Raw genomic sequence first — 26601 nt, 5'->3', positions numbered from 1 at the left:
TCCTCCGACTGTGCCTGGCACCCATCAACGGGGAGCCGCGTCCCGAAACCTTACGGCCCCAGGACGCCAAAACGCACCGTCTGTCTGTTAGTTGAGAAGGCTCCCTTGGAGCTCCGCACGCAGATCCGGGGTCAGGACCGTACCGGCACGGTCCACCAGAAGGGCCATCTCGTACCCGATGAGGCCGATGTCCGCCTCCGGGTGGGCAAGAACCGCGAGCGAGGAACCGTCGGAGATGGACATGAGGAAGAGGAATCCCCGCTCCATCTCCACAACCGTCTGGTTCACACTGCCGCCCTCGAAGATGCGCGAGGCACCGGCGGTCAGCGAGGTCAGACCGGAGGCGACCGCCGCGAGCTGATCGGCGCGGTCACGCGGAAAGCCTTCGGACATCGCCAGAAGGAGTCCGTCGGCGGAGACCACCACCGTGTGAGACACCCCGGGGGTGTTGTCCACGAAGTTGGTGATCAACCAGTTCAGGTTCTGCGCCGCCTGGCTCATCGGGCTCACACTAACGCTCCTGGTTGTAGGTGCTGTCAGGACCACTGTGCTGATTCCTAGTGGCCTGGCCGTTCGTTTCGCTTCCCGCACTGCGGCCCCGCTGGACCCCGCGGCGCAGGTTGCTCAGCCTGCCCCGGATGTCCTCGGGAGCGCGGGAGATCTGTGGACCTCCCTGAGGGGTGGTCTCGGCGGCTCCTTCGACCAGGTTGGCCTTGGGCACCCGCCGGGGCAGACCGGAGGAGGTGACTCCGCCCGCCTTGGGCTTGCGGAGCTGTGCCGCCTGCTGCCAGCGGTCGTCGTTCGCCGAACGCCAGCTGTCGTCCTTGGGGTTCTCCGCGGGGGCCGGCGTCTCCTGGCTCACGGGCCGGGCGCCGTTCGAGCCGCTCGCGGGGGATCCGCGGCGCGGAAGCCCGGCGTCGGTCAGCTCGTGGGCGGCGGAGGGGGCCGGTCCCGGACGGTCGAAGCCTACGCGGTCCCGCTCATGTGTGTCAGCGGCCTGCACAGGTTCCGTTTCCGGAGCGTACTGGTCCGGGTAGCCGTTGCGGTAATCGTCCTGCTGCGGCCAGTCATCCTGGTGGCGCCGCTCCTCGAAGGCCGGGAAGGCCTCCGGGGCCGGCTGCTGCGCGGCCGCGGGCTCCTCCCGGACGGGCTCCGCATAACCGGGGCCGGAGTAGCCGCCACCGGAGGAGAAGGCGTCGTTCTGGGGCAGGCCGCCGTTGGGCGCGTAGTACTGCCCCTCGTACGACGCCGGCTGCTGCTCCTCGTACGCCGTCTGCGGGTCGTACGTCCCCTGCTGCTCGGGGTAGCCGCCGTGGCCGTTCGCGCCGGTGCCGTCGTAGCCGTGCTGCTGACCGGCGTAGTCGTCGTACGCGCCCTCGGGCCCGTTCTGGCCGGGATCCTCGCCGTGCGACTGGGACTCCAGGGCCGCCCGGCGCTCCTGGCGCGTCAGGGAGCGGCCGACCGGGTCCAGGTCGCGGATGTCGTCCGGGACCTCGTAGCGGCTGTCGTCGAAGCCGAGCTCGGCCGCCGTGCGCATCGGCTGGCGGTTGAAGTCCTCACCCTGGAAGTTCTGCTCCGGGATGATCTGCGAGACGGTGAACTGGTCCTGCATCGGGGTGTCGCCGCCACCACCGTGGGTGATCGCGTCGGGCAGCATGACCAGCGAGGTCGTGCCGGCCTGCTCGCCGGAGGGGCGCAGCTGGACGCGGATGCCGTGCCGGTCGGACAGCCGGCCGACCACGAACAGGCCCATGCGCTGCGAGATCGCGGCGTCCACGGTCGGCGGGTTGGCCAGCTTGTGGTTGATGTCCGCGAAGTCCTCGGCGGTGAGGCCGATGCCCTTGTCGTGGATCTCGACCATCACACGGCCGTCGGGCAGCCGGGTCGCGGTGACGCGGACCTTGGTCTGCGGGGAGGAGAACGTCGTCGCGTTCTCCAGCAGCTCGGCGAGCAGGTGCACGAGGTCGGTCACGGCGCGGCCGTGGATCTCGGCCTCCGGGACACCGGACAGCTCGATGCGCTCGTACTGCTCCACCTCGGAGGAGGCGGCGCGCAGCACGTCGACCAGCGGGACCGGCTGGTCCCAGCGGCGGCCGGGCTCCTCGCCGGCGAGGACCAGGAGGTTCTCGCCGTTGCGGCGCATACGGGTCGCGAGGTGGTCCAGCTTGAAGAGGTTCTCCAGCTGGTCCGGGTCGGCCTCGTTGTTCTCCAGGTCGGTGATCAGGGTCAGCTGGCCCTCGATCAGGGACTGGTTGCGGCGCGAGAGGTTGGTGAAGATCGCGTTGATGTTGCCCCGCAGCAGGGCCTGCTCGGCGGCGAGCCGGACCGCCTCGCGGTGAACCTGGTCGAAGGCGCGGGCGACCTCGCCGATCTCGTCCGTGGTGGTGATCGGGATGGCCTGCACGCGGGTGTCGACCCGGCCGGGGTCGGTCCGCGAGAGCTGGTCGACCAGCATCGGCAGCCGCTGCTCGGCGATGCCGAAGGCGGCGTTGCGCAGCTGGCGCATGGCGCGGGACATCTGGCGGGCCATCATGCCGGCCAGGATGAACGCGGCGAGCAGGGCGATCACGACGGCGGCACCCACGATGAAGGCGTCCCGCTTGGCCTCGTCGGCGATCGTCGCGGCCTCGTTCACCGCGCTGTCGGCGAGGTCGGACTCGATCTGCCCGTAGGCGTCGTACTTGAGGGTGTTGACCGCCCACCAGTTCTCGGCGGTGACGCCCTTCTGGGCGAGGGTCTGCCGCTCGGCGGGGTCGGTGGACTTCAGGCCCGCGATCAGCCCCACCATGGCGGTGGTCTTGGCGGGCGGCGGGACGTACTCCTTGCCCTCGGCGGCGGCCTTCTGGGCCGCCTCCTTGGCCATCGCCGCACCCTTGGCCTTGATGTCCGCCTCGGCGTCCGCCAGCTTCTGCGCGTCCGCCTCGGTACCACCGCCGAGGTACTCCTGGACGGCGATGCCCTCCAGGTAGGCGTACGAGGTCAGGGCGACCTTCTGGCTGGTGAAGCTGCCGGTGCCGGGACCGGGGGCGACCAGCATGTGCATACCGATGGAGCGCTGGAGCGACAGGGCGCCCTTGGTCAGCTCGATCGCGTAGACGGTACGGCCGTAGGAGGTGATGTTGCCGGTGCCCAGGCCGAGCTCGTTGGCGAACTCGGTCAGCGGGTGGGCGATGTCGACGTAGCCCTCTTCGGTCTCCACGCCGGGGCGCTTGGTGGTGTACGCCTCCTCGCGCAGGATCGCCAACTCGGGCTCGACCTTGCGGAACAGCGTCAGACGGCGTTCGAGGCCGGCCTTCGAGGGCATGCCCCGGGCCGCCTCGTCGAAGGCGTCGGCGGCGGCGTCCGTCTTCTTGCGGGCCGTGGTGACGACGTCCTCGTCCTGCTTCAGCAGCAGGGGCGCCGCGGTGATGTCGCGCTCGTTGTACAGCGCGTCCGCGTAGGCGAGGGAGGCCCGCACCAGAACGGCGGTGCTCTCCGCGTCCTCCGCCTCCTGCCAGGTGTCGATCGAGCTCTTCACCTGGAAGCCGCCCATGACGAGGCCGACCAGCACGGGTATGAGCAGGATCGCGTTCAGCCGGGTCGGCACCCGCCAGTTGCGCGGGGAGAGCCGGCCGCCGCTCGGAGCGGGGCCGGACGTCGGCTCCGAACCAGGCACAGGGGCGGGCGCCGCTCCGCGCGGCGGCGGGGTGAAGTTGCCCCGGGCCGACGGCTCGGGACTGTTCTTGCTTCGCCTCACTCGACCAACAACCTCTCGGCGGTCGGCACCTATCGTTGTGCCGCAGTGTCTCAGAGCCCGGTACGTCCTCGGCTGGGGAGTACGTCATTGACTATTGGGCAGTTCAGGCATTCCAGCACGTGGACCAGCGCAGTTCCAAACAGTGAAGAGCGCTGGTTCCACGTGACGCACGCCCCAGATAAAACGGTCATAAAGAGCGAGCCCCGCCAAAAGGCGGGGCTTACGTGAGCGCAGTGAGACCGGTTGACCGCGACGCGTGGCCGTACCACCCGATACCTCTGCCGAAACGTTATGAACACCGAAGCCGACCGTGTCAAAAGCCACAGCCGGCTCCGGGACATCTACGACAACTGCCGTACGCGAACGAAAACTTGATCCACTACCGCAGGCGTGCCATCAGGGCGTGCTCGACCAGCGTGATCAGCGCACTCTTGGCGTCCGAGCGGTGCCGCGCGTCCGTCGTGATGATCGGGGTGTCGGGCCCGATCTGCAACGCCTCGCGGACCTCCTCGGGGGCGTACGGCTGGTGCCCCTCGAAGCCGTTGAGCGCCACGACGAACGGCAGCCCGCTGTTCTCGAAGTAGTCGACCGCCGGGAAGCAGTCGGCCAGCCGCCGGGTGTCGACCAGCACGATCGCGCCGATGGCACCGCGCACCAGGTCGTCCCACATGAACCAGAAGCGGTCCTGGCCGGGCGTGCCGAACAGGTACAGGATCAGGTCCTGGTCGAGCGTGATGCGGCCGAAGTCCATGGCGACCGTGGTGGTCGTCTTGCCTCCGGTGTGGGTGAGGTCGTCGATGCCCGCGCTCGCGGACGTCATCACGGCCTCCGTGCGCAGCGGGTTGATCTCGGAGACGGCGCCGACGAACGTCGTCTTGCCGACGCCGAAGCCGCCCGCCACCACGATCTTCGCGGAGGTGGTCGCCCGGCCTCCGTCAGAGCTTGCGAAGTCCACTGAGCACCCTTTCGAGCAGTGTCACGTCCGGTGCACCGCCGTTGTTCTCGTCACCACCCGGCTGGTGGATGGCGACCAGGCCCGCCTCCGCGAGGTCCGCGACGAGGATCCGGGCCACACCGAGAGGCATCGACAGCAGCGCCGAGACTTCGGCGACCGACTTGACCTCTCGGCACAGATGGCAGATGCGCTGGTGCTCCGGGAGCAGCCCCATGAGCGCTGCCGGGTCGGCCGTGGTGCTGATCAGGGCCTCGATGGCCAACTGGTAGCGCGGCCGGGTCCGGCCGCCGGTCATCGCGTACGGACGTACCAGCGGCTGGTCGCCCTCATCCTCGTACGGCTCCGCGTACGGATCATGAGAGGCGTTGGGCGGGGTCATGAATCCTCCGGGCGGGACAGCAAGTTGGTCAGTCGTGCCGTCTGACGGGGCCGGTGGGGGGACTGTGGCGGCCTGACGGTGATTTGGTGAGGCGGGTGGATCCGAGATCGGTCAGTGGAGCAGACTGCCTTGGAGCTCGGCACGCAGGTCGGGCGTGAGCACCGCGCCCGCACGGTCGACCAGCAGCGCCATCTCGTAGCCGACGAGGCCGATGTCGCACTCGGGGTGCGCGAGTACGGCGAGCGACGAGCCGTCGGAGACGGACATCAGGAAGAGAAAGCCTCTCTCCATCTCCACGACTGTCTGCGCGACGGTGCCGCCCTCGAAGATCCGGGAGGCGCCGGCCGTGAGAGAGGTCAGTCCGGACGCTACCGCCGCCAACTGGTCGGCACGGTCGCGCGGGAATCCCTCCGACATCGCCAGCAGAAGGCCGTCGGCGGACACGACGACGGTGTGGGACACCCCTGGGGTGTTGTCAACGAAGTTGGTGATCAACCAGTTGAGGTTCTGTGCCGCCTGGCTCATCGGGCTCAACTAACGCTCCTGCTGGTGAGTGGGGCTCGGGAAGCTGCCGGTCTGGCCGGTACCGGCCTGTCGACCTTGCGCGATGCCCCGACGGAGATTGGTCAGCCGCCCGCGCACGTCATCAGGCGCACGCGATACCTGCGGACCGGTTTGGTGCTGTTGCTGCTGAGCCGTGCCCGGGACGAGGTTCGCCCTGGGCACCCGGCGCGGAAGGCCGGAGGTGGTGACACCGCCCGCAGCCGGCTGCCGGACGCGTTCTGCCTGCCGTACGAGATCGTCGTTCGGCGAGCTGCGCCAGGAACCGGTGTTGGCGGAACGCTGCGGTGCCGGGGCCGGAGCCTGCGGCGCCTGGGCCGGGGCGGGAGCAGCGCTGTTGGCCTGCTGTCCCGGTCCCGGCTGACCCTGACCCGGCTGGCCCTGCTGGCCGCGGAACCAGTTGGTCTCCAGCGTGTCGTACAGCGGCGTACGCCCGTCGCCCGGACCGGCCGCGGGGGGCAGTGCCTCGGGTTCGGGACGGTTCGGCCGCTGCTGCGGACGCTGCGGGGCCGGCGGGCGCGGTGCGCCGAAGTCGGCCGGGCCGCCCTGCTGGGGGCGTTCGTACTGACCCGTGGTGGACGGGTCCTGCCGACCGGGCATCTGGTGCTGTCCGGTCGAGCCGTTGTCGTAGCCCTGCGGGGCCGGGAACTGCCCCGTGGACTGTCCGCCGCCGGTGCCGTAGACGTCCGGGCGATTGAACTCGCCCGTGTTCTGGCCCTGCGGGGCGTTGGGACGCGGGAACTGGCCCGTGTGGTGCGGGGCGTCGAAGGAGCCGAAGTCCGCCGGTCCGCCGGGGGCCTGGCGGCCGTCACCGCGCGGGATCGCCGGCATCTCCGTGGTCGCGCCCGGGCCCTGCCGGTCGTCGATCCGCGGCATCCGGGAGGTCTGCGCCGGGTCCTGCTCGTCGTGTCCGCGCGGGGTGTCCAGCGAGGCGCGCGGCACCGGCGGCTGGGCGTTCTCGTCGCTCCAGCTCGGCGTGCGCGGCTGCGGGGCGCCGGCGCCGGGCAGCTCGGCCCGCGGGCCGCCACGGCCGCCGGGAAGCTGCGGCCGACGGCCACGCCGGCCGCCGCCGTTCTTCTCGGCGCCCGGGTTCGGGGCCTGCTGCGGGGCGGCGGAGCCGGGGCGGCCGCCACCGAAGGCGTCCTGGGACTGCGGGGCACCGGGGCCCGGGGCCTGGAGGCCCTGCGGAGCGCCGGGCGCCTGGCCGAAGGCGGCGGGGACCGGCGGAGCCTGGCGGTTGGGGGGTCCGGCCGGGGCCTGGGGTGCGCCCTGGCCCTGCGGTCCGCGCGGGCTACCGGAACGGCCGCCCGAGTCACGGCCCGGCAGCGCGGCGCGCGGTCCCTGACCGGCACCGAGCCGGGCACCGGAGGGAGCACCGGCACCGAGGGCACCGCCACCGCCACCGCCGCCGAGGGCACCGCCCTGGCCGGCCGAGCGGCGTGCGGCGGCCGCACCGGCGGCGGCCTGCGCGGCGGCGGGACCGCCGGAGGGAGCGCCCTGGCCGGGCATGCCCGGAACGGGCTTCCTGCCGCCCTGGGCGACATCGACGGGGAGCATGACCAGCGCGGTCGTACCGCCGGAGTCGGACGGGCGCAGCTGGATGCGGATGCCGTGGCGCTGCGACAGCCGGCCGACCACGAACAGACCCATGCGCCGGGAGACCGACACGTCCACGGTGGGCGGCGAGGCGAGCCGCTCGTTGATCGCGGCGAGGTCCTCGGGGGAGAGGCCGATACCGGTGTCGTGGATCTCGATCAGTACGCGGCCGTCGGGCAGCGCGTGACCGGTGACCTTGACCTTGGTCTGCGGCGAGGAGAAGGAGGTGGCGTTCTCCAGCAGCTCGGCGAGCAGGTGCACGAGGTCGTTGACGACCCGGCCGGCCACTTCGGTGGTGGGCACGGAGGCCAGCTCGATGCGCTCGTACTGCTCCACCTCGGAGGCGGCGGCGCGCAGCACGTCGACCAGCGGGACCGGGCGGGTCCAGCGGCGGCCGGGCTCCTCACCGGCGAGCACGAGGAGGTTCTCGCCGTTACGGCGCATGCGGGTCGCGAGGTGGTCGAGCTTGAACAGCGAGGACAGCTGGTCCGGGTCGGCCTCGCGGGACTCCAGTTCGGAGATGAGCGACAGCTGACGCTGGATGAGGCCCTGGGAGCGGCGCGAGAGGTTGGTGAACATCGCGTTGACGTTGCCCCGCAGCAGGGCCTGCTCGGCGGCGAGGCGGACCGCCTCGCGGTGCACGTCGTCGAAGGCCGCGGCCACCTTGCCGATCTCGTCCCGGGAGTGCACACCGACCGACTCCACGGACGTGTCCACGTCCTGGGGGTCGGACTCGGACAGCTGCTTGACCAGCTCGGGCAGCCGGTCCGAGGCGACCCTGGTGGCGGTCTCCTCCAGCCGGCGCAGCGAGCGGATCATGGACCGGGCCACCACGAAGGCGCCGACCAGCGACACACCGAGCACCAGCAGGATCAGCGCACCGGAGATGATCGCGTCGCGCTCCGACTCGTTGCGCAGCTCGCGGGCCTTCTGCTCCATCTGCTCGAGCAGCGTGCGCTCGATGTTGCCCATCTGCTCGATCTTGATCGAGCTGTCGTCCACCCAGTCCTTGTACGAGCGCCGGTCCACCGTGGCCAGACCACTGGTGATCGCGCGGTCGCCGTAGGTGTCGGTGGCCTGGATCGTGGAGTTGCCCGCCTCGACCGGCTTGAGCAGCTCGGCGGCGTCCTCGCCGCCGTAGATCGCCTTGAAGCTGGCGAGTTCGGAGGTGCCGCTGGCCAGCGCCGACTGGGCGTAGAGCCGGTCGTTGTCCGAGAGGTTGCCGGTGGACTTGGTGTTCACCGGCAGGGCCGCGGCGAGCACCGCGCGCTGGATGGAGGCGTACTCCTTGGCGGAGGAGAAGGCCGCGAGCGCGCGGGTGCGCTGGATCATGTCGGGGTTGCTGGTCGCCTCGGCCATGTCCTGGGAGAGGTCCAGCAGGTGCTCGATCAGCCGGTGGTAGGCCTCGACCGTCTGCGTGGAGTTGTCCTCGGCCTGGTAGGCGTCCTTGCGGATGCTGCTCAGGGTGCGCAGGTCACGGACCACGCCGACGAGGGTGTCGTGGACGCCCTGGAGGGTGCCGTCCTCGCTGGAGGTGTCGACCTCCTCGGCGGACTCGATGAAGTTCTCGCGCAGCCGGTCGGTCTTGTCGGTGTAGCCCTTGACCGTGTAGCCGGTGGCCTTCTCGCCGTGCGCCAGGGGACCGGCGGACTGGTCGCGCTCCTCCTGGAGCGCGGCGGCCAGCTCGGTGGCCTGCTTGGTCATGTCCGTCAGCAGCTTCATGTTGTCGAGCTGCTGCATGTCGTCCATGGAGTCGCTGATACGCAGGGCGCCCAGCGAGGTGGCCGCGACCACGGGCAGAGCGAGCAGCGACACCAGACGCGTGGAGATGCGCCAGTTGCGCAGGGCTATTCGCGGGCCGGGGTTGGTCGAGCTCTTCGGCGGCTTGGCCGGCGGGGTGCCGGCGCCCGACGAAGCCGGTCCGCCGGATGCGCCGGGGCGGCCCGGACCGTCACCGGCCGGGCCCTGGTTCTGGGCGTGCTGGGGCGAGGGACTGCCGGCATTGGGGCCAGTCCCGCCGTGCAGCTCCGGCTCCGCCGAAGCACTGCCATCCCTCTTGAAACGTCCCTGCACTAGCGTCGCAACCTCTGGACCAGGCGCCCCTCCGCGTGAACGGAAGGACGGTGTCGGCGTCATGGGGGACGTCCTGAATTACGTCCCCTGGTGGTCGTGAGTGACCGGCGCTCGCTCCCCCTTCCACCGCCGCTCGGCGCTGCGTAGCGCCCTGCGCGCCGGGTCGATCGTGCGGCGGTCCGTGGAATTCCAGCACAGTGCAGGATCTCCAACAAGGGCCGTGAGCCGAGCCGTGACCTAGGTGACTGCTTGTGAGTGCCGGGTCACCGGTCGTAGAAAGTGATCCACCCCAAAACGGACTTATAAGAGCGAGTCGTCAGGGGGGCGGGGGTGTCCCAGTCGCCATGATCAGGAGCGGAATGATGGGTTCAGGGGGCCAATGTCCGTTTCGTTGGGGTGAGTTGCGGGTCCGATTTGACCGGTTTGAGAAGGAACCCGTGAGCAAACTCACACGCAGATCATGGAGTCTTCACGGTTCCCCCGGGGAATCGCATGTTTAGCCTGACGCTTTACAAAAGGGCGCCGACTGCCGACTCCCCGACCACCGCACACGAACAGGGCTACGTAGAACCGTGAAGACGACGACGATGATCCGCACCATAGCCAACCCGCGGCGCACCACGCTCGCCCACCTCGCGGGCCCGGACGAGCTGCTGACCGTGGAGCAGCCGGAGCACTCCGTCGACCTTCCGGCCCAGACGGCCAACCCCCGTCGCACCGTCCTGGACGTGGTGCCAGTCTCCGCCACCGCCGCGGAGTAATACCGCGAGGTGCCGGCCCCCGGCCACGTTAGCCTGGAGCGTCAGACTCCAGCCGCTTAAGTCAAGGGGCCAAGCATCCCGTGCGCATCGCCAGATTCTCCATCGACGGGAACGTCGCCTTCGGCGTGGTCGAGGGCGACAAGCCTGACGAACTCGTCCTCGACATCATCAAGGGCATCCCGTTCGCGGAATTCGAGCTCTCCGGCACCAAGGTCCCGCTGAGCAAGGTCCGGCTGCTGCCCCCGGTGCTCCCCAACAAGGTCGTGGCCTTCGGCCGCAACTACGCCGAGCACGCGAGGGAACTGGGCAACGAGGTCCCGGACGCGCCCTTCGCCTTCTTCAAGCCGTCGACCTCCGTGATCGGCCCCGGCGACGCCATCCAGTACCCCTCCTTCTCGGAGGAGCTGCACCACGAGGCCGAGCTGGCCGTGGTCATCGGCCGGATGTGCCGCGAGGTCCCGCGCGAGCGCGTCAAGGACGTGATCCTCGGCTACACCTGCGCCAACGACATCACCGCGCGTGACGTGCAGAAGCGAGAGAAGCAGTGGGCCCGGGCCAAGGGCTTCGACACCTCCTGCCCGCTGGGCCCCTGGGTCGAGACCGACCTGGACCCCTCCGACCTCACCGTCCAGCTCACGGTCAACGGCGGGCAGCGGCAGCTCGGCCGCACCAGCGAGATGATCCACTCCATCGAGGATCTGATCGTCAACATCACCGAGGCCATGACGCTGCTCCCCGGCGACGTGATCCTCACGGGCACCCCCGCGGGGGTCGGCCCGCTCTCTGTCGGCGACGAGGTCTCCGTCAGCATCGAAGGCATCGGCACTCTCACCAACAAGGTTGTCAAGCGTGGCTAGCGCATCCGCCCCAGCAGTCCGTGTCCGTTTCTGCCCGTCGCCGACCGGCAACCCCCATGTGGGCCTGGTCCGCACCGCCCTGTTCAACTGGGCGTTCGCCAAGCACCACGGCGGCACCCTGGTCTTCCGCATCGAGGACACCGACGCGGCCCGCGACTCGGAGGAGTCGTACGACCAGCTGCTGGACTCGATGCGCTGGCTCGGGTTCGACTGGGACGAGGGCCCCGAGATCGGCGGCCCGCACGCGCCGTACCGCCAGTCCCAGCGCATGGACCTCTACCGGGACGTCGCGCAGCAGCTCCTGGACGGCGGCCACGCCTACCGCTGCTACTGCTCCCAGGAGGAGCTGGACAGCCGCCGCGAGGCCGCCCGCGCGGCCGGCAAGCCCTCCGGCTACGACGGCCACTGCCGTGAGCTGAGCGCCGAGCAGGTCGCCGAGTACCAGGCCCAGGGCCGCGCCCCGATCGTCCGCTTCCGGATGCCCGACGAGACGATCACCTTCACCGACCTGGTCCGCGGCGAACTGACCTTCACCCCGGAGAACGTCCCCGACTACGGCATCGTCCGCGCCAACGGCGCCCCGCTGTACACCCTGGTGAACCCGGTCGACGACGCCCTGATGGAGATCACCCACGTCCTGCGCGGCGAGGACCTGCTGTCCTCGACGCCCCGTCAGATCGCCCTGTACAAGGCGCTGTTGGAGCTCGGCATCGCGAAGCGGATCCCCGACTTCGGGCACCTGCCGTACGTGATGGGCGAGGGCAACAAGAAGCTCTCCAAGCGCGACCCGCAGTCGTCGCTGAACCTCTACCGGGAGCGCGGCTTCCTCCCGGAAGGCCTGCTCAACTACCTGTCGCTGCTCGGCTGGTCGCTCTCCGCCGACCAGGACATCTTCACGATGGACGAGATGGTCGCGGCCTTCGAGATCGCGGACGTGAACCCCAACCCGGCCCGCTTCGACCTCAAGAAGTGCGAGTCGATCAACGGCGACCACATCCGCATGCTCGACGTGAAGGACTTCACCGAGCGCTGCGCCCCCTGGCTGAAGGCACCGTTCGCCCCCTGGGCCCCGGAGGACTTCGACGAGGCCAAGTGGGCGGCGGTCGCCCCGCACGCGCAGACCCGGCTGAAGGTCCTGTCGGAGATCACCGACAACGTCGACTTCCTCTTCCTGCCCGAGCCGGTCTTCGACGAGGCGAGCTGGACGAAGGCGATGAAGGAGGGCTCGGACGCCCTGCTGGTCACCGCCCGCGAGAAGCTCCAGGCGGCGGACTGGGCCTCCCCGGAGTCGCTGAAGGAGGCCGTCCTGGCGGCCGGCGAGGCGCACGGCCTCAAGCTCGGCAAGGCCCAGGCCCCGGTCCGGGTGGCCGTCACCGGCCGCACCGTCGGCCTGCCGCTCTTCGAGTCCCTGGAGATCCTCGGCAAGGAGAAGACGCTGGCCCGCATCGACGCGGCGCTGGCGAAGCTCGCCGCGTGAGCTGACGCACAGCAGAGGGGGCGGCACCCGGGGTTCCGGGTGCCGCCTCCTCTGCGTCCGCCGTGTCGGCCAGGGGCCCTGGGGCGCGGTCGCGGCCCTGTCACCGGCACCGACGCCCCTGTCGGCCCGCCCCGCGTCGCCGCCCCGGCCGAACTCCCCGTGATCCTCGGCGCGGATACCCGTTTTGGAGCCCCGTCCACCTTCGGGTAATGTTCTTCCTGCGCCGCCGAGGAGCGGGCCGAAAGGCCGGTAACCGGAGGCGCAAGCTAGAACAAGATCCCCTCCGGGGCTTGCGTTCCAGTGGCCTATGGTGTAATTGGCAGCACGACTGATTCTGGTTCAGTTAGTCTTGGTTCGAGTCCAGGTAGGCCAGCTCGCAGAGCTTATCTGCAAAGCCCCCGTTGTGTAGCGGCCTAGCACGCTGCCCTCTCAAGGCAGTAGCGCCGGTTCGAATCCGGTCGGGGGTACGGTGATCTCCTTCGAGATGATCGCTAGGGCCCCCGTTGTGTAGCGGCCTAGCACGCCGCCCTCTCAAGGCGGTAGCGCCGGTTCGAATCCGGTCGGGGGTACTGCTGGTCTAAACCACATTGGTCTATGGTGTAATTGGCAGCACGACTGATTCTGGTTCAGTTAGTCTTGGTTCGAGTCCAGGTAGACCAGCTCGGACCTGCGGAAACGCAGGATCCATGCCCCCGTTGTGTAGCGGCCTAGCACGCCGCCCTCTCAAGGCGGTAGCGCCGGTTCGAATCCGGTCGGGGGTACAGAAAGAAGGGCCCTCCACTTCGGTGGAGGGCCCTTCGCGTGCTCCTGGCAGTGCCAAAACCCAAGTGCCATGAACTCCATGACCGGCTCGGCCGCCCGGGGCACCAACCGGGCATGGGGTACGGGTGTTTCGGATCTACGGGAGGGTCTGCAGCGGCGTTGGGGCGGACCCTCCTCGCTGATGTGCCCGGGAACGTCAGCCGGTGCGGCGCAGGGCCTCGGAGAGGCGGGCGGCGGCGTCGATGACCGCCTGGGCGTGCATCCGGCCCGGGTGCCGGGTCAGGCGCTCGATGGGGCCGGAGACCGAGACGGCGGCCACCACGCGGTTGGAGGGGCCGCGCACGGGCGCGGAGACGGACGCGACGCCCGGCTCGCGCTCGCCGATCGACTGGGCCCAGCCGCGGCGTCGTACGCCCGACAGGGCCGTCGCCGTGAAGCGGGCGCCCTGAAGGCCCCGGTGCAGGCGCTCCGGCTCCTCCCAGGCCATGAGGATCTGCGCGGAGGAGCCCGCCTTCATCGTGAGCGTCGAGCCGACCGGGACCGTGTCCCGCAGTCCGGACAGGCGCTCCGCCGCGGCGACGCAGATGCGCATGTCGCCCTGGCGCCGGTAGAGCTGCGCGCTCTCGCCCGTGACGTCGCGCAGGTGCGTGAGCACCGGGCCCGCGGTGGCGAGGAGACGGTCCTCACCCGCGGCCGCAGCCAGTTCCGCCATGCGCGGGCCCAGAATGAAACGGCCCTGCATGTCGCGCGCCACCATGCGGTGGTGTTCCAGCGCCACGGCCAGCCGGTGGGCCGTGGGTCGTGCCAACCCGGTCGCCGCCACCAGACCCGCGAGGGTGGCCGGACCGGACTCCAGGGCGCTCAGGACAAGGGCTGCCTTGTCCAGCACGCCGACGCCGCTACTGTTGTCCATGCAACGATACTCGCGTCTCACTCTGTGAAACGCAAGTTCAATTTTCCGTGGAACACGCCACTCTGGATGTCACGAAGGCACAGCGGCCCGCAGACCACACGGGCCCGGCGGCGGACGCCCGGGAACAGGGGCGCGGGCGCCGCTTCCTCAGATCTCTAGTTGGGTCGGCGCACCTTTGCCGGCCGGAGGGAAAGCGATGGGTAGGACACTCGCGGAGAAGGTCTGGGACGACCATGTCGTCCGGCGCGCCGAGGGCGAGCCCGACCTCCTCTTCATCGATCTGCACCTGCTGCACGAGGTGACCAGCCCGCAGGCGTTCGACGGCCTCCGCAAGAGCGGTCGCCGGGTCCGCCGGCTGGACCTGACCATCGCCACCGAGGACCACAACACCCCGACCCTCGACATCGACAAGCCCATCGCCGACCCGGTCTCCCGCATCCAGCTGGAGACGCTGCGCAAGAACGCCGCCGAGTTCGGGGTGCGGCTGCACCCGCTGGGCGACGTCGAGCAGGGCGTCGTGCACGTCGTCGGCCCGCAGCTGGGGCTGACCCAGCCCGGCATGACCGTGGTCTGCGGCGACTCCCACACCTCCACGCACGGCGCCTTCGGCGGCCTGGCCTTCGGCATCGGCACCTCCCAGGTGGAGCACGTGCTGGCCACCCAGACGCTGCCGCTGGTGCGCCCCAAGACCATGGCCATCACGGTCGAGGGCGAGCTGCCCGACGGCGTCACCGCCAAGGACCTGATCCTGGCGATCATCGCGAGGATCGGCACCGGCGGCGGCCAGGGCTACGTCCTGGAGTACCGCGGCTCCGCCATCGAGAAGCTGTCGATGGAAGCCCGGATGACCATCTGCAACATGTCGATCGAGGCCGGCGCCCGCGCGGGCATGATCGCCCCTGACCAGACCACCTTCGACTACCTCGAGGGCCGTCCGCACGCCCCCAAGGGCGAGGACTGGGACGCGGCCGTCGCGTACTGGAAGACGCTGCGCACGGACGACGACGCCGAGTTCGACGCCGAGGTCGTCATCCAGGCCGCCGAACTGTCGCCGTTCGTCACCTGGGGCACCAACCCCGGCCAGGGCGCACCGCTTTCGGCGCACGTCCCCGACCCTGCTTCGTACGAAGACGCTTCGGAGCGCCTCGCCGCCGAAAAGGCCCTGGAGTACATGGGGTTGGAGGCCGGACAGCCGCTGCGCTCCATCAAGGTGGACACCGTCTTCGTAGGCTCGTGCACCAATGGCCGCATCGAGGACCTGCGCGCCGCCGCGGAGCTCGTGAAGGGCCGCAAAGTCGCCGACGGCGTACGGATGCTGGTCGTCCCCGGTTCCGCGCGGGTCGGTCTGCAGGCCGTCTCCGAGGGCCTGGACGTCGTCTTCAAGGAGGCCGGCGCCGAATGGCGGCACGCGGGCTGCTCGATGTGCCTGGGCATGAACCCCGACCAGCTGGCCCCCGGCGAGCGCTCCGCGTCCACCTCCAACCGCAACTTCGAGGGCAGGCAGGGCAAGGGCGGCCGCACCCACCTGGTGTCGCCGCAGGTCGCCGCCGCGACCGCCGTGCTGGGCCACCTGGCCTCACCGGCCGACCTGTCCGACGCCGAGACCCGTACGCCCGCTGGAGTCCGATAAGTCATGGAAGCATTCACCAAGCACACCGGCCGGGCCGTTCCGCTGCGCCGCTCCAACGTCGACACCGACCAGATCATCCCTGCTCACTGGCTCAAGAAGGTGACCCGGGACGGGTTCGAGGACGGGCTGTTCGAGGCCTGGCGCAAGGACGAGAACTTCATCCTCAACCGGCCCGAGCGCGCGGGTGCCACGGTCCTGGTCGCCGGACCCGACTTCGGCACCGGATCCTCCCGTGAGCACGCCGTCTGGGCCCTGCAGAACTACGGCTTCAAGACCGTGATCTCCTCCCGTTTCGCCGACATCTTCCGCGGCAACTCACTCAAGAACGGCCTGCTCACGGTGGTTCTGGAGCAGAAGATCGTGGACGCGCTGTGGGAGCTCACGGAGAACGACCCCGAGGCCGAGATCACCGTCGACCTGGAGGACCGCGAGGTCCGCGCCGAGGGCATCACCGCCTCCTTCGAGCTGGACGAGAACGCCCGCTGGCGGCTGCTGAACGGCCTGGACGACATCTCCATCACCCTCCAGAACGAGGCGGACATCTCCGCGTACGAGGCCAAGCGGCCGTCGTACAAGCCGCAGACGCTCCCCTCGTGACGCCGGGAGCCCTCCGGAGCAACTGAACAGGTCGAGTTTCGGCCACCCCAACACCCCCGCCGTACCCCCGATCAGCCCGATCGGGGGTACGGCCATGTCTGCACCCGAACGGCCCCGCGCGCGTCGCCGGGAGGGGTCAACTGCCCACGTTACGGAGGCTGTTGCCGGGGTAGCCGGATGGCAGAGCCGAGGCTTCCGCCGGTGCCAGGACGGCCGTTCGAGGCGGCAGTTGCACCCTGAGCAGGCGACAACTCGCCCCAGATGGCACAATCTGTGCATGGAACACGACGGCCAACTCGAGCTCTATGCGGCGGTCGCGGACCAACTCAAGGAAGCGCACACACAAGTGCGCGCACTGCAAGTCCCGGAGGGCGTACGGATGGCGCTGACCCGGAAGCTGCTGGTCATTACGGCCGCGGCCAAGCACGATCTCGCCGATGCGGCAAGGCGTCTGGAGGCGTTCTCGGCGGACCTCGAGGCGGGTCGAATCCCCGACGAGGAACGTTGAAGGCCCCGAAGACAGTCGAGTCCGTTGCGGCACAAGGGTGATAAGCCCGTTTCGTGTTTGATTTGCGGTATATATCTGCCTAACGTGCGAAAAAGCTTGAACACTTTCGTTCGGGCAATGTCTCCGAAGGGGAAGACGTGAACAAGGCGCAGCTCGTAGAAGCGATTGCCGACAAGATGGGCGGCCGCCAGCAGGCTGCCGATGCTGTCGACGCCGTCCTGGACGCCGTCGTCCGCGCGGTGGTCGCGGGGGACCGGGTCTCGGTCACCGGCTTCGGGTCGTTCGAGAAGGTCGACCGCCCGGCGCGTTACGCCCGCAACCCCCAGACGGGCGAGCGGGTTCGGGTCAAGAAGACCTCTGTGCCGCGATTCCGCGCCGGCCAGGGCTTCAAGGACCTGGTGAGCGGTTCGAAGAAGCTCCCGAAGAACGACGTGGCCGTGAAGAAGGCGCCCAAGGGCAGCCTGACCGGCGGAGCTTCCGCGACGGTCAAGAAGGCCGCGGCGAAGAAGACCACCGCGAAGAAGGCCACGCCCGCCGCCAAGAAGGCGACGACGAAGAAGGCCACGCCCGCCGCGAAGAAGACCACGGCCACGGCGAAGAAGGCGACCACGAAGAAGACCACGGCCGCCGCCAAGAAGACCACCGCGAAGAAGGCCACCACCGCCAAGACGGCCCAGAAGGCCCCCGCGAAGAAGGCGACCGCCAAGAAGGCCCCGGCCAAGAAGTCGACGGCCCGCAAGACCACCGCCAAGAAGACCACCGCCCGCAAGAGGTAGGGGCGCACGGGTACTCACGCGCCGGGCCGGACTCCCCAGGGAGTCCGGCCCGCGGCGTTTTCCGGGGCCTACAGGGTCTGCAGCGTGACGAGGGTGATGCGCGGCCCGTCCTTCGGGCCCTCCACCTCGATGCGCACCCGCTGGCCGGGGCGCAGCAGGCGCAGTCCGCCCGCGTCGAACGCCGCGGCGTCGAAGGGGACGGGGGTGCCGTCGTCCAGGAGTACCTGGCCGCTGCGGGTGTCTGGGTCGTACGTGTATGCGGTGGCCTGCATGGCGTCAGCGTACGCTGCGCCGGTCGCGCCGCGATGGGGCGTTCGGCTACTGCTCCTTGATCAGCAGGCGGGCCGCCGCGGCCGTGGTGCGCGGCCCCACCCCCAGCGCCAGTGCCGCCCGGAGGTCATCGCCGGTGTCGACGTCCTGGCGTACGGAATCCACGCCGGTGAGCCTCAGTTCCATCCCTCCCGAGGCGCGGTGGCGGGCCCGGGAATCCAGGCCGAATGCCGGGTGCAATTGCCTTCCCGGAGTCGCGGCCAGCAGAGTCGTGCCGATTGCGGCAGCGTCCGGCAGGAAAGCGCGGGGGAATTGCGCCGCCGAGTCCAGGACCCGGGTCAATTCCGTCGGGCGCAGCGCGGGAAGGTCCGCGTTCAGGGCCGCCACGGCGGAATCGGGACGCGCAGCCCGGACGACCGCCTCACCGTGCGCCACGGCGGCGTTCAGGCCGTCCCCCGGCTCGTCCGGGACGATCCGCGCGCCCAGCGCCGCCAGCTCCCGGCCGGCCAGGACGTCGTCCGTGACGACGGCCACATCCCGCACCGCGGCACTGGCCAGCGCCGCGGCGACGGTGTCCTGCGCGAAGGCCAGCGCCAGGGCCGGGCGCAGCCCGTCCGCCGCGGTGTCCGCGAGCCTGCTCTTGGCCCGCGCCAGCGGCTTCAGGGGTATGACCAGGGTCCACTGCACGAGTGTCCGTACCTCTCTTGTCACGGCCATTGTCACCCGGCTTTTCCCTGGGCCATCCGGCGGCCGGTCGGGTGGGGCGTACGGTGTTCTCGACAGACGGTCGGCCCGGGGCGACACTTGTGCGGCCCCCCAGGCCCTGGAGGAAGGTGTCCGCGTGCCCCGCCGCAGAATCGGCTTCTGGTACCGCTTCGCAGCGGTCCTGTGCAAACCGCCACTGGTGGTTCTGATCAAGCGGGACTGGCGCGGAATGGAGCACATTCCGGCTGCGGGGGGATTTATCACCGCGGTGAACCACAATTCGCACATCGATCCCTTCGCCTATGCGCACTTTCAGTACAACACCGGTCGTGTTCCGCGATTCCTGGCGAAGAGCGGGCTTTTCAAGAAGGGATTCGTCGGGGCCGCGATGCGCGGCACCGGACAGATCCCCGTGTACCGCGAGAGCACCGACGCGCTCAGCGCTTTCCGGGCCGCGATCGACGCGGTGGAGCGCGGCGAATGCGTCGCCTTCTATCCCGAAGGCACCCTCACCCGTGACCCGGCCGGCTGGCCCATGACCGGCAAGACCGGCGCCGCCCGGGTCGCCCTGCAGACCCGGTGCCCGGTGATCCCGGTCGCGCAGTGGGGCGCCAACGAAGTGCTGCCGCCGTACGCCAGGAAGCCCAGCCTGCTGCCGCGCAAGACGCACCGCGTGCTGGCGGGCCCGCCCGTGGACCTGACGCGGTTCTACGGCAAGGAGATGACCCCCGAGCTGCTGAAGGAGGCGACCGAGGTCATCATGGCCGCGATCACCGCCCAGCTCGAGGAGATCCGCGGGGAGAAGGCGCCGGCGACACCGTACGACCCGCGTCATGAGCGGATCGAGCAGCGCCGCAGGACCCGCGCGCAGACGCAGCGGAAGGTCGACCAGGAAGGGCAGGGCACGTGAGCAAGCCCGTCAAGGCGGCCGTGTTCGGCACCGGATCGTGGGGCACCGCCTTCGGTACGGTGCTCGCCGACGCGGGATGCGAGGTCACCCTGTGGGGGCGCCGCGCGGAACTCGCCGAAGCGATCAACTCCACGCGGACGAACCCCGACTACCTCCCCGGCGTCGAACTCCCGGAGAACCTGCGGGCCACCACCGACGCCGCCGAGGCGGCGCACGGCGCCGACTTCACCGTCCTCGCGGTCCCCTCGCAGACCCTGCGCGGCAACCTCGCCGAGTGGACCCCGCTGCTCGCCCCGCACACGGTCCTCGTCTCGCTGATGAAGGGCGTCGAGCTCGGCTCCGCGATGCGGATGAGCGAGGTGATCGAGGACGTCGCCGAGGTGGGCCCGGACCGGGTCGCCGTGGTCACCGGGCCCAACCTGGCCCGGGAGATCGCCGCGCGGATGCCGGCCGCCGCCGTGGTCGCCTGCACCGACGAGAGCGTCGCCCGGCGGCTCCAGGCCGCCTGCCACACGCCGTACTTCCGGCCGTACACCGAGACCGACGTGGTCGGCTGCGAGCTGGGCGGGGCCGTGAAGAACGTCATCGGGCTCGCCGTCGGCATCGCGGACGGCATGGGGCTCGGCGACAACGCCAAGGGCTCGCTGATCACCCGCGGCCTCGCGGAGACCGCGCGGCTCGGGGTGGCGCTGGGTGCCGACCCGATGACGTTCGCCGGACTCGCGGGCCTCGGCGACCTGGTGGCCACCTGCTCCTCGCCGCTGTCCCGCAACCACACCTTCGGCACCAACCTCGGCAAGGGCATGACGCTGCAGGAGACCATCGCGGTCACCAAGCAGACCGCCGAGGGCGTCAAGTCCTGTGAGTCGGTGCTGGATCTGGCCCGCCGGCACGGCGTCGACATGCCGATCACCGAGACCGTGGTCGGCATCGTGCACGAGGGCAAGGCTCCGGTGGTCGCTCTCAAGGAGCTGATGTCGCGCAGCGCGAAGCCCGAACGACGCTGAGCGACGCGGGCTGCGCGGCGCTGTATCAGGCCCCTACCACCGGGTACTCTCAACGCGATATGAGCACCGAGAACCTCCCCCAGAGCCCTCAGCAGCCGCCTCGCAAGCCGCGCGTGGCCGTCGTGTTCGGCGGCCGCAGCTCCGAGCACGGGATCTCCGTGGTCACGGCCGGCGCCGTACTGAAGGCCATCGACCGGACCCGGTACGACGTCCTGCCGATCGGCATCACGCAGGACGGCCGCTGGGCGCTCACCGCCGACGAGCCGGAGCGCATGGCGATCACCGACCGCCGCACCCCGAGCGTCGCGGACCTCGCCGAGTCGACCGAGGGCGGCGTGGTGCTCCCCGTCGACCCCGCGAACCGCGAAGTCGTCTACAGCGAGCCGGGATCGGTGCCCAAGGCGCTCGGTGAGGTCGACGTCGTCTTCCCCGTCCTGCACGGCCCCTACGGCGAGGACGGCACCCTCCAGGGCCTCCTGGAGCTCTCCGGTGTCCCCTACGTGGGCTCGGGTGTGCTCGCCTCGGCCGTCGGCCAGGACAAGGAGTACATGAAGCGGGTGTTCACCTCCTTCGGGCTCAAGGTCGGCCCGTACGTGGTGATCCGGCCCCGGGAGTGGGAGCGCGACGAGCCGGCCGCCCGCAGGAGGATCGTCGACTTCGCCGGCGAGCACGGCTGGCCGCTCTTCGTGAAGCCCGCGCGCGCGGGTTCGTCGATCGGCATCACCAAGGTCGAGGACCTGGCGGGGCTCGACGAGGCCATCGCGGAGGCCCAGCGGCACGACCCGAAGATCCTGGTCGAGGCGGCGCTGCGGGGCCGGGAGATCGAGTGCGGGGTGCTGGAGTTCGAGGACGGCCCGCGCGCCTCGGTGCCCGCGGAGATCCCGCCGCCGGACGCCCACGCCTACTACGACTTCGAGGCCAAGTACATCGACTCCACCCCCGGGATCGTGCCGGCGCCGCTGACGCCCGAGGAGACGGACCAGGTGCGGCGGCTGGCCGTGGACGCCTACGACGCGGCCTCCTGCGAGGGACTCGTACGGGCGGACTTCTTCCTCACCGAGGACGGCGAGTTCGTGATCAACGAGATCAACACCATGCCCGGCTTCACGCCGATCTCGATGTACCCGCAGATGTGGCAGGCGACCGGGGTCGAGTACCCGGAGCTGGTGGACCGGCTGATCCAGGCGGCGCTGCGCCGCTCCACGGGTCTGCGCTGAGCTAGTCGGCGATCCCTCCGGGGATCGCCTTTTTCACGGCCGACGCCAGGTCGATCAGCACGGCCGACCTGTCCACCCCCTCCGGCACGGTCACCTCGACGTACGCCCTGCGATTGGCGCAGGTGAAGCGGTACGCCCCGCCGTCCCGCTCCTCCATCAGCCATTCCACGCCGTTCACACCGCCGGCCACCGCGTCGGGGTCACGCCCCTCCGCGACCTCCGGGTCGGTCATCTTCGGCGGCCGGGGCACACCGCAGCGCAGTATGATCTCCGGGTTTCCCCAGCCCGCCGTCAGCGCGGAGGCGGGCTCGGGGTCACGGCGGCTCTCACCGGCCACCTTCGACGGCAGTACCTTGTCCAGGTTCTGACACAGCTCGGTGGTTCGCGCCCCCGGCGAGGGAACCGCCGCCGACCCGCTGTCGTCTGCTGAGGAGCAGCCCGCGACGGTGATCGACAGAACGAGCGCGGGCAGACCGATGAGCCGGTGACGCAAAGAGTTCACCGGCCAAGGGTAGACGGGGGCTACAGATGGACGACCGGGCAGGTCAGGGTGCGGGTGATGCCGTCCACTTGCTGGACCTTGGCGACCACCATGCGGCCGAGGTCGTCCACGGTGTCGGCCTGTGCTCGCACGATCACGTCATACGGTCCTGTCACGTCCTCGGCCTGGATGATTCCAGGGATCTTGCTGATCGTCTCGGCGACGGTCGACGCCTTGCCGACCTCCGTCTGGATCAGGATGTACGCCTGTACCACGGAACCTCCAGGGCGGCCACGAGGATCATGTGGGGAAAAGGAACGCCACGGTATCGCGTCGTCGCTCGTCGCGGGGAGACCCGCGGTGCCCGGGGGTCCCGCGCCGGGGTGCAGGCACGACAGTTGTTGACGGTCACCTCGACCGTATCGAGGACAGTAGAGACACGCGACCGGGAACGCACAGGGACAGAAGGGGCGTAAGGGCAATGAAGGGCACTGTTGGTGAGCTCGGGGAGTTCGGGCTCATCAGGGAGCTCACCTCCCGTCTCACCACCACCCCGGCGGTCCGGGTCGGCCCCGGCGACGACGCCGCGGTGGTCGCCGCGCCCGACCGCAGGGTCGTGGCGAGCACCGACATCCTGCTCGAGGGACGTCACTTCCGCCGCGACTGGTCCACCGCCTACGACGTGGGCCGCAAGGCGGCCGCGCAGAACCTCGCGGACATCGCGGCCATGGGCGCCGTGCCGACCGCCCTGCTGCTCGGTCTGGTGGTCCCCGCCGAACTTCCGGTGACCTGGCCGACCGAGCTGATGGACGGCCTGCGCGACGAGTGCCAGGTGGCCGGCGCCTCGGTGGTCGGCGGCGATGTCGTACGCGGTGACACGATCATGGTGTCGATCACCGCGCTCGGCGATCTGCGCAACCAGGAGCCCGTCACCCGGGGCGGCGCGCAGCCCGGGGACCTCGTCGCGGTGACCGGCTGGCTGGGCTGGTCCGCGGCCGGGTACGCGGTGCTGTCCCGGGGCTTCCGCTCGCCGCGGGCCTTCGTGGAGGCGCACCGGCGCCCGGAGCCGCCGTACCACGCGGGCCCCGCGGCGGCCGGGCTCGGGGCGACGGCCATGTGCGACGTCAGCGACGGGCTGATCGCCGACCTCGGGCACATCGCCGAGGCCAGCAAGGTGCGGATCGACATCCGCTCCGGCGCGATCGACATCCCGACCCAGATGAACGACATCGGGCAGGCCGTCGGCGTCGACCCCATGCAGTGGGTGCTCAGCGGGGGAGAGGACCACGCGATCGTGGCGACCTTCCCGCCGGACGTGAAGCTGCCCGCCCGCTGGAAGGTGATCGGCGAGGTCCTCAACCCCTCGGCGCTGCCCCAGGTGACGGTCGACGGGGCGCCGTGGACCAGCAAGGGCGGCTGGGACCACTTCGGGGACATCGAGTCGTGAGCGCGCCGCCGAGGGTGCTGACGGTCGCGGGCTCCGACTCCGGCGGCGGGGCGGGGATCCAGGCCGACCTGAAGACGATGCTGGCGCTCGGCGTGCACGGCATGAGCGTGATCACGGCGGTCACCGCGCAGAACTCGCTGGGCGTGCAGGGCGCTTGGCCGCTGCCCGTGGAGGCGGTGCGGGCCCAGTACCGCAGTGTCGTCGACGACATCGGCGTCCAGGCCGTGAAGACCGGCATGCTGGCCTCCGCCGAACTCGTCGAGGCGGTGGCCGCCTTGCTGGCCGGCACGGACGCGCCGGCGGTGGTCGACCCGGTGGGGGTGTCCAAGCACGGGGACTCGCTGCTGGCCGCGTCGGCGCTGGACTCCGTGCGCACCCTGCTGCTGCCGGTGGCCACCGTCGCGACCCCGAACCTGGACGAAGTGGCCCAACTCACAGGAATCCATGTCGAGTCCGAGGGTGATCTGCGCCGGGCCGCGGCGGCTGTCCTGGCGTACGGGCCGCGCTGGGTGGTGATCAAGGGCGGCCATCTCGCGGGGGATGCCGTCGACCTGCTCACCGACGGCTCCGAGGAGCACTGGCTGCGCGCGCCGCGGCACGACAACCGGCACACCCACGGCACGGGCTGCACGCTGGCCTCCGCGATCGCCGCAGGACTGGCGAAGGGGCAGTCGGTGCCGGAGGCGGTGACGGCCGCCAAGGAGTACGTCACGGGGGCCATCGCGGCCGGGTTCGCGCTGGGCGGGGGGATCGGGCCGGTGGATCACGGCTGGCGGTACCGCGCCTAGCCAGGGCATGCAAAAAGCCGGTCCACTCGAGGTGGACCGGCTCAGAGCAGCGAACCAGCAGTGGCCGCGCGCTTAGCTGTGCGTCAGCGCGAGACCTTGCCGGCCTTGATGCACGAGGTGCAAGCGTTCACGCGCTTCGGCGTCCCGCCCACCACGGTACGAACGCGCTGGATGTTCGGGTTCCAGCGACGGGGCGTACGGCGGTGCGAGTGCGAGATGTTGTTGCCGAAGCCCGGCCCCTTGCCGCAGACGTCGCAGTTGGCAGCCACGGGTCACTCCAAAGACTTCAGATGCACGTACGGTTGAACCCGGCAGGCCGGGATCAGAATCGCAGGATCAGAGATCTGAGTGGCGTTGCCAGGGGGAATGGCCCGATCTGCATCGGGCAACCGGAGCAGCATACAACGACTGCGCCAGTACAACGAAACTACCATGGCTGCTCAGGGCCCCGCGCCCGGCCCTCTTCCGGTGGGCCCGGTCCCTGGGTCTACGCTGCGTCCACGTCCAGCAGCTCAAGGAGGCGCAGGTGGCGCAGGTGCCGCAGACATTCTTCGATGCTCTCGCGGTACGCACCTGGTGCGGCCTCGCGCTGGAGGCGCTCGGGCGCGCGCGCGAGGAGATCGACGCGATCAACGTCTACCCCGTGGCCGACGGGGACACCGGCACGAACCTCTACCTCACGGTGGAATCGGCGGCGGCCGCCGTGGACGCGGTGTTCATCGGGCACGAGGCGGGCTCCGCGGGCTCCGTGCCGTCCCTGGCCGAGGCCGTGCGCGCGATGGCCCACGGCGCGCTCATAGGGGCGCGCGGGAACTCCGGGACGATCCTGGCGCAGCTGCTGCGCGGCATGGCCCAGGTCCTCGCCGCCGACGGTGACACGGCGCACACCGGCGCGGGCGGGCTCCGGCTCGCCCTGCGGCATGCCGCCGACTCCGCCCGCCAGGCCGTGGCCCACCCGGTCGAGGGCACGATCCTCACCGTCGCCTCGGCCGCCGCCGAAGCCGCCACCGGGGCCGGGGGCGACTGCGGGACCGTCGCCCGGGCCGCCTGCGAAGGAGCGCGCGCCGCCCTCGCCGCCACCCCGCGCCAGCTCGCCGTGCTGCAACGCGCGGGGGTGGTGGACGCCGGGGGCCGGGGCCTGGTCACCGTTCTCGCGGCTCTGGTGGAGACGCTCACCGGGGAGAGACAGGCCGGGACCGTCACCTACGCGCGCGGGCCCGTCGACAGTCCCGAGGAGTGCGCGTCCCTCCCCGAGAGCGGGCCCGCCTTCGAGGTGATCTACCTGCTGGAGGCCGAGGACGCGGCCGTCACCCGGCTCCGGGAGCGGCTCGACACCCTCGGGGACTCGCTGGTCGTGGTCGGCGGCGACGGGCTGTGGAACGTCCATGTGCACGTCGACGACGCGGGCGCCGCCGTGGAGGCGGGCGTCGAGGCGGGCCGCCCGCACCGGATCCGGATCACCCACTTCGGCGTCGGTGACGTGCACACCACCGGCGGCGAGCGGCCGCCCCGGGAGCGGGCCCAGCGCGCGGTCGTGGCCGTCGTACCGGGGCCGGGCCTGGCCGGGCTGTACACCGAGGCCGGCGCGACCACCGTGCTCGCGCGCCCCGGGGAGCCGCCCGCGAGCGGGGAGCTGGTGGAGGCCGTACGACGGGCTCACGCGCGCGAGGTCGTGCTGCTGCCCAACGACGCGGAACTGCGGCACACCGCGGCGGCCGCCGCCGAGCAGGCCCGCGCCGAGGGCATCCGGGTGGCGCTGATCCCCACCCGGTCCGCGGTCCAGGGGATCGCCGCGCTCGCCGTGCACGAGCCCGACCGGCGCTTCGACGAGGACGTCGTTTCGATGACCTCGGCGGCCGGCGCCACCCGCTACGCCGAGGTCGCCGTCGCCGAACGCCAGTCCTGGACCATGGCCGGCATCTGCCAGGCCGGCGATGTGCTCGGCCTCATCGACGGCGACGTCGCCGTCATCGGCGCGGAGGTCACCGCCACCGCCGAGACCGTCCTGGACCGCATGCTCGCGGCCGGCGGCGAGCTGGTCACCCTCGTCCTCGGCGACGAGGCGCCCGACGGCATCGCGGGACACCTCGAAGCGCGGGTACGGGAGTCCTACCTCGCCGTCGACACGGTCGTGTACCGGGGCGGCCGGCAAGGGGCGCTGCTGCTGATCGGCGTGGAGTAGGACGCAGCCCGGT

Annotated in this window: 25 protein-coding genes, 5 tRNA genes and 1 pseudogene; 19 read left to right on the top strand and 12 right to left on the bottom strand. The window is 70.6% G+C overall.

Annotated features, from left to right (window positions below; genetic code table 11):
* Positions 1 to 87: 87 nt before the first annotated feature.
* The 6 genes from M8H82_RS16715 to M8H82_RS16690 form a co-directional block, all read right to left on the bottom strand.
* A complete protein-coding gene (locus tag M8H82_RS16715) occupies positions 88 to 501 on the bottom strand; it encodes a roadblock/LC7 domain-containing protein (protein WP_030948713.1) in 414 nt (137 codons plus the stop codon).
* A 10-nt stretch (positions 502 to 511) separates the two neighbouring features.
* Positions 512 to 3736, bottom strand: a complete 3225-nt coding sequence (locus M8H82_RS16710; protein ID WP_250074678.1) for a nitrate- and nitrite sensing domain-containing protein — start codon at positions 3734 to 3736, stop codon at positions 512 to 514.
* A gap of 379 nt (positions 3737 to 4115) precedes the next feature.
* Positions 4116 to 4691 (bottom strand): ATP/GTP-binding protein, encoded by a 576-nt coding sequence (locus M8H82_RS16705; RefSeq protein ID WP_046258886.1) that lies wholly within the window; start codon positions 4689 to 4691, stop codon positions 4116 to 4118.
* On the bottom strand, positions 4672 to 5070 hold the full coding sequence (locus M8H82_RS16700; RefSeq protein WP_015657618.1) for a DUF742 domain-containing protein: 399 nt from the start codon (positions 5068 to 5070) through the stop codon (positions 4672 to 4674). The genes M8H82_RS16705 and M8H82_RS16700 overlap by 20 nt, the downstream gene beginning before the upstream one ends.
* A gap of 111 nt (positions 5071 to 5181) precedes the next feature.
* Positions 5182 to 5595 (bottom strand): roadblock/LC7 domain-containing protein, encoded by a 414-nt coding sequence (locus M8H82_RS16695; protein ID WP_023546525.1) that lies wholly within the window; start codon positions 5593 to 5595, stop codon positions 5182 to 5184.
* A gap of 9 nt (positions 5596 to 5604) precedes the next feature.
* The gene (locus M8H82_RS16690; RefSeq protein ID WP_250074676.1) at positions 5605 to 9300 is read right to left on the bottom strand and encodes a nitrate- and nitrite sensing domain-containing protein; all 3696 of its coding nucleotides are present in this window, start codon (positions 9298 to 9300) and stop codon (positions 5605 to 5607) included.
* Between the two features lie 572 nt (positions 9301 to 9872).
* Between M8H82_RS16690 and M8H82_RS16685 the strand changes: the two genes are divergently transcribed.
* From M8H82_RS16685 to M8H82_RS16645, 9 genes and pseudogenes are all read left to right on the top strand, one after another.
* Complete coding sequence (locus tag M8H82_RS16685) at positions 9873 to 10061, top strand: hypothetical protein (RefSeq protein WP_250074674.1); 189 nt, start codon at positions 9873 to 9875, stop codon at positions 10059 to 10061.
* Between the two features lie 80 nt (positions 10062 to 10141).
* Positions 10142 to 10918 carry a fumarylacetoacetate hydrolase family protein gene (locus M8H82_RS16680; protein WP_250074671.1) on the top strand — a complete coding sequence of 259 codons (777 nt, stop codon included), beginning with the start codon at positions 10142 to 10144 and terminating at the stop codon, positions 10916 to 10918.
* The gene (gene gltX / locus M8H82_RS16675; RefSeq protein WP_250074669.1) at positions 10911 to 12395 is read left to right on the top strand and encodes a glutamate--tRNA ligase; all 1485 of its coding nucleotides are present in this window, start codon (positions 10911 to 10913) and stop codon (positions 12393 to 12395) included. Before M8H82_RS16680 ends, gltX begins: the two co-directional genes overlap by 8 nt.
* Positions 12396 to 12506: 111 nt before the next feature.
* Positions 12507 to 12605: pseudogene (locus tag M8H82_RS16670) on the top strand (HAD family hydrolase); the annotation flags it as partial.
* A gap of 91 nt (positions 12606 to 12696) precedes the next feature.
* Positions 12697 to 12768: transfer RNA gene (locus M8H82_RS16665), tRNA-Gln, on the top strand.
* A 21-nt stretch (positions 12769 to 12789) separates the two neighbouring features.
* Positions 12790 to 12862: transfer RNA gene (locus M8H82_RS16660), tRNA-Glu, on the top strand.
* A 29-nt stretch (positions 12863 to 12891) separates the two neighbouring features.
* A tRNA-Glu gene (locus tag M8H82_RS16655) sits at positions 12892 to 12964 on the top strand.
* A 19-nt stretch (positions 12965 to 12983) separates the two neighbouring features.
* A tRNA-Gln gene (locus tag M8H82_RS16650) sits at positions 12984 to 13055 on the top strand.
* 28 nt (positions 13056 to 13083) lie between these two features.
* Positions 13084 to 13156, top strand: a tRNA-Glu gene (locus tag M8H82_RS16645).
* 197 nt (positions 13157 to 13353) lie between these two features.
* On the opposite strand, the gene ndgR is transcribed toward M8H82_RS16645, so the two are convergent.
* Positions 13354 to 14070, bottom strand: coding sequence for an IclR family transcriptional regulator NdgR (gene ndgR, locus M8H82_RS16640; RefSeq protein ID WP_250074667.1), 717 nt, complete (start codon positions 14068 to 14070; stop codon positions 13354 to 13356).
* 196 nt (positions 14071 to 14266) lie between these two features.
* Between ndgR and leuC the strand changes: the two genes are divergently transcribed.
* The 4 genes from leuC (at position 14267) to M8H82_RS16620 (ending at position 17581) form a co-directional block, all read left to right on the top strand.
* Positions 14267 to 15700 (top strand): 3-isopropylmalate dehydratase large subunit, encoded by a 1434-nt coding sequence (gene leuC / locus M8H82_RS16635; protein WP_250074665.1) that lies wholly within the window; start codon positions 14267 to 14269, stop codon positions 15698 to 15700.
* 3 nt (positions 15701 to 15703) lie between these two features.
* Positions 15704 to 16297, top strand: coding sequence for a 3-isopropylmalate dehydratase small subunit (leuD, locus tag M8H82_RS16630; RefSeq protein WP_250074663.1), 594 nt, complete (start codon positions 15704 to 15706; stop codon positions 16295 to 16297).
* Between the two features lie 277 nt (positions 16298 to 16574).
* Positions 16575 to 16805, top strand: a complete 231-nt coding sequence (locus M8H82_RS16625) for a hypothetical protein (protein WP_250074660.1) — start codon at positions 16575 to 16577, stop codon at positions 16803 to 16805.
* Positions 16806 to 16942: 137 nt separating this feature from the next.
* Entirely contained in the window at positions 16943 to 17581 is a 639-nt protein-coding gene (locus M8H82_RS16620) for an HU family DNA-binding protein (protein ID WP_250074657.1), read from the top strand.
* A 68-nt stretch (positions 17582 to 17649) separates the two neighbouring features.
* On the opposite strand, the gene M8H82_RS16615 is transcribed toward M8H82_RS16620, so the two are convergent.
* Complete coding sequence (locus tag M8H82_RS16615; RefSeq protein WP_186282898.1) at positions 17650 to 17853, bottom strand: cold-shock protein; 204 nt, start codon at positions 17851 to 17853, stop codon at positions 17650 to 17652.
* A gap of 46 nt (positions 17854 to 17899) precedes the next feature.
* On the bottom strand, positions 17900 to 18538 hold the full coding sequence (gene cofC, locus M8H82_RS16610) for a 2-phospho-L-lactate guanylyltransferase (RefSeq protein WP_250074828.1): 639 nt from the start codon (positions 18536 to 18538) through the stop codon (positions 17900 to 17902).
* 154 nt (positions 18539 to 18692) lie between these two features.
* Here cofC and M8H82_RS16605 point away from each other — a divergent pair, with 154 nt between their 5' ends.
* Genes M8H82_RS16605 through M8H82_RS16595 form a run of 3 tightly spaced genes read left to right on the top strand, consistent with a single transcriptional unit; the run spans position 18693 to position 21690 of the window.
* Entirely contained in the window at positions 18693 to 19466 is a 774-nt protein-coding gene (locus M8H82_RS16605) for a lysophospholipid acyltransferase family protein (protein WP_250074655.1), read from the top strand.
* Complete coding sequence (locus M8H82_RS16600; protein ID WP_250074653.1) at positions 19463 to 20473, top strand: NAD(P)H-dependent glycerol-3-phosphate dehydrogenase; 1011 nt, start codon at positions 19463 to 19465, stop codon at positions 20471 to 20473. The genes M8H82_RS16605 and M8H82_RS16600 overlap by 4 nt, the downstream gene beginning before the upstream one ends.
* A 59-nt stretch (positions 20474 to 20532) precedes the next feature.
* Positions 20533 to 21690 carry a D-alanine--D-alanine ligase family protein gene (locus M8H82_RS16595; protein ID WP_250074651.1) on the top strand — a complete coding sequence of 386 codons (1158 nt, stop codon included), beginning with the start codon at positions 20533 to 20535 and terminating at the stop codon, positions 21688 to 21690.
* 1 nt (position 21691) lies between these two features.
* On the opposite strand, the gene M8H82_RS16590 is transcribed toward M8H82_RS16595, so the two are convergent.
* Positions 21692 to 22192, bottom strand: coding sequence for a DUF3515 domain-containing protein (locus M8H82_RS16590; RefSeq protein WP_250074650.1), 501 nt, complete (start codon positions 22190 to 22192; stop codon positions 21692 to 21694).
* Positions 22193 to 22212: 20 nt separating this feature from the next.
* Positions 22213 to 22446: an Lrp/AsnC family transcriptional regulator gene (locus M8H82_RS16585; RefSeq protein WP_020138723.1), complete on the bottom strand. Its 234-nt coding sequence runs from the start codon at positions 22444 to 22446 to the stop codon at positions 22213 to 22215.
* A gap of 206 nt (positions 22447 to 22652) precedes the next feature.
* Here M8H82_RS16585 and M8H82_RS16580 point away from each other — a divergent pair, with 206 nt between their 5' ends.
* Complete coding sequence (locus M8H82_RS16580) at positions 22653 to 23618, top strand: thiamine-phosphate kinase (protein ID WP_250074647.1); 966 nt, start codon at positions 22653 to 22655, stop codon at positions 23616 to 23618.
* Positions 23615 to 24406, top strand: a complete 792-nt coding sequence (gene thiD, locus M8H82_RS16575) for a bifunctional hydroxymethylpyrimidine kinase/phosphomethylpyrimidine kinase (protein ID WP_250074646.1) — start codon at positions 23615 to 23617, stop codon at positions 24404 to 24406. The genes M8H82_RS16580 and thiD overlap by 4 nt, the downstream gene beginning before the upstream one ends.
* A gap of 83 nt (positions 24407 to 24489) precedes the next feature.
* On the opposite strand, the gene rpmB is transcribed toward thiD, so the two are convergent.
* Positions 24490 to 24675: a 50S ribosomal protein L28 gene (rpmB, locus tag M8H82_RS16570; RefSeq protein ID WP_004924906.1), complete on the bottom strand. Its 186-nt coding sequence runs from the start codon at positions 24673 to 24675 to the stop codon at positions 24490 to 24492.
* A gap of 257 nt (positions 24676 to 24932) precedes the next feature.
* Here rpmB and M8H82_RS16565 point away from each other — a divergent pair, with 257 nt between their 5' ends.
* Positions 24933 to 26588: a DAK2 domain-containing protein gene (locus M8H82_RS16565; RefSeq protein WP_250074645.1), complete on the top strand. Its 1656-nt coding sequence runs from the start codon at positions 24933 to 24935 to the stop codon at positions 26586 to 26588.
* Positions 26589 to 26601 lie beyond the last annotated feature (13 nt).

This window comes from Streptomyces sp. YS415, assembly GCF_023544665.1.
In the GTDB taxonomy this organism is placed as follows: Bacteria; Actinomycetota; Actinomycetes; order Streptomycetales; family Streptomycetaceae; genus Streptomyces.
The sequence above is the reverse complement of the archived record's forward strand: the minus strand, read 5'-3'. Positions and strand labels throughout refer to the sequence as shown.